We start from the raw sequence: 2,509 nt of genomic DNA, 5'->3' as shown, positions 1-2,509 counted from the left end.
AATGAGTCCGATAGAATATCGAACTCATTTTTATAATTATTAATTTTTAATCTGTCCAAACTTTTGGGTGCAGTCTACAATGGTTGGCTTTGTTTTTATTGTTTAAATCGTTCAAATTGATGCTAATATTTATCTATTGTGAATAGAGATTGAAATCTCGAACCGACTACAGATTTTGTTACAAATACGTCAAAATATTCCCTCTAGTTTTCAACCAACCTGTAATACTATATCTTGGTCGATGGACGGTTTTTACTTCGTGCGGAATACTTTTACTATCAAAAACAGCCAAACGACCAGCAAGAGGTAAAATATCTAATTCTTTTTCTACCTTATTTTCATCTGACAAATACAAAGTCAATTGTCCTCCAAATTCATCTTTCCATTCTTCATCATTCAAATACAACACAACAGATAATGTTCGTCTATCATCATTCTTGAAAGCATCAACATGTTTTTGATAAAATGTCCCTTCGGGATAAACAGCATAATGAAATTCACTTTCCTCAATGCCCATATAGCATGTTAAATTTAGATACTCTATAAAATCATTGATTTTTGAGAAAAAAATTTCTTCCGTTTCTGTTTTATTTTCTTCATCAATCCATCTGATTTTATCGCCTCTAATTGATTTTACAATTTGTTCGTTAACCGAACTTCCAATGGCTGCTTGATGAAAATTTTGTTTATCTTCTTTACGAATTATGGCTTCGCGAAGTTGTTTAGTTTCTTCTTCTGAGAAAAAAAAGTCTGAAATAGAGTATTTTTGATTTGATAAGTCATCAATAATCTTTTCATAAATTGGGTTTAATGTAATACTACTCATTCATTATTATGAAAACGGCAGTAAATGTAGATTTAATTAAAAAAACAATAATCATAAATATTATTTTTTTTAAAAAAAAGACAGAACTATTCTCTTGCCTAATAGTTATATGACCTAAAAATCACTTAAACCACTCATCTTTATCAAGTTGGTAAATAAAATTTAATTTTGGCTCTTCTCCAAAATAAGTTATTTCTTCTGTTTTTACTTTTCTACAACCTAATCGTTCTACTGCAACCTGAGAACGTTTGTTCTCTGCACCAACATGCAAATAAACTTTGTCCACAAATTGAAAAATATAATCGAACATCATTTTTTTTACTGACGGATTATAACCTTTTCCCCAACAATTAGTGGAATAAAACGTATAACCAATTAATATAGAAGCATCTTTTTCATCATAATCATAGAAACGAGTACTTCCAACAACAAGATTTGATTGCTTATCTATTACTTTGAAAGCGCCTTTGCTTTGAATTGCACCTTCAAAAAAAATCATAAAAACATCTCGTTTCCAACGATTTTTATTGGGATGTTGTTCCCAAATTTTCGGATCTGAAGCCGCAGCATATACCTCTTCAAAATCACTTGATTTTAAAGGTTCTAATCGAATTAAATCATTTTCTAAATGTGGTTGAATATTGATCATTTGCTGTTTTAATACATGACTAATTTATCTAAATCTAACAATAAATAATTAATATTTTGATTAATTGTTCGTGTTGCAGATTGCATTTGATTAAGCATTCGCGATCGATTATACAATTCTTGTGCGGTGTAAGTCCCGCCAATCCCGAAATTCACAGATTGATTGGCTTCTTGCATATTATTTTCAAAATTGAATTCTAACCAGCGACCTTTTATATTCCCTATAATTGAAGTTACGTCTGTATGATTAGAAAACTTTTTCTCGGTGTACATGTACCAAACAAATGGTGGAAAATTTTCTGATTCTAACTTTTGTGTCCAAATATCACGTAATAAATTTCGTTGATGTATAAATTCTATTTTTTTTCCTTTTGGATTAAGTGTTACCAACCCCAAACCAGCTTCCAAAACACCACCACCAATATCTACTGCGCTTCCCCAGCTATCACTTTTTATAATTCCACTTGCGACAGAAGCTGCTGCACCGGCAACAATAGAATATATCACTAATTTATTGTTTCGATTATCATTCATATTTTGCAAATAACTCGCCATTTGTTCAACTCGTTCGCCTTCGCAATCAAATTCTGCGGCAACAGCGTCTAATTCTGTTAATGCAATTGTAATTTTAATATTGATAGAGTTTTTAAGTTCTAAAATTTTCACTCTCGATTCGAGCGAATTATCTTTTTTCAATTCATTGATACTTTTTACTTCGTCTAAAGAATTAAGCGCATTTAGAATTAAAATACTTTGATCCGAAAAACCATTTCTCAAATCAGAATTTGCTTGGAGAATAGAATCAGCGTTGTAGAAAGGCAATTTTTTTTCGTAATTGTACTGCTGAGGTGCTTTACAATAACTATTTTTTAATGTTAGAATATGTTCGTTAATATGCTGATTCTTCTGAGAAACACAAGAACTTATCGCAATTATGCAAAAAAGTATTGGTATTAATAATTCTAAGTTCAACAAATAAGTGCAACTCAAATTAAATCATTGGGGGCTAGCCCCCAATGATTAGCCAAGTGCTAA

General features: G+C 30.8%; 3 protein-coding genes. All 3 read right to left on the bottom strand.

The features are described 5' to 3' along the window. Nucleotides 1–178 precede the first annotated feature (178 nt). The 3 genes from IF125_RS14070 to IF125_RS14060 all read right to left on the bottom strand — a co-directional run bounded on the left by IF125_RS14070 (nucleotide 179) and on the right by IF125_RS14060 (nucleotide 2,446). Nucleotides 179–826 (bottom strand): 2OG-Fe(II) oxygenase, encoded by a 648-nt coding sequence (locus IF125_RS14070; protein ID WP_225542914.1) that lies wholly within the window; start codon nucleotides 824–826, stop codon nucleotides 179–181. A gap of 121 nt (nucleotides 827–947) precedes the next feature. Further along, the gene (locus tag IF125_RS14065; RefSeq protein WP_225542913.1) at nucleotides 948–1,475 is read right to left on the bottom strand and encodes a GNAT family N-acetyltransferase; all 528 of its coding nucleotides are present in this window, start codon (nucleotides 1,473–1,475) and stop codon (nucleotides 948–950) included. A gap of 8 nt (nucleotides 1,476–1,483) precedes the next feature. After that, entirely contained in the window at nucleotides 1,484–2,446 is a 963-nt protein-coding gene (locus tag IF125_RS14060) for a hypothetical protein (RefSeq protein WP_225542912.1), read from the bottom strand. Nucleotides 2,447–2,509: the final 63 nt, after the last annotated feature.

The sequence above is a fragment of the Empedobacter stercoris genome (assembly GCF_020281205.1).
In the GTDB taxonomy this organism is placed as follows: domain Bacteria; phylum Bacteroidota; class Bacteroidia; order Flavobacteriales; family Weeksellaceae; genus Empedobacter; species Empedobacter stercoris.
This window is presented reverse-complemented; position numbering and strand designations above follow the sequence as displayed.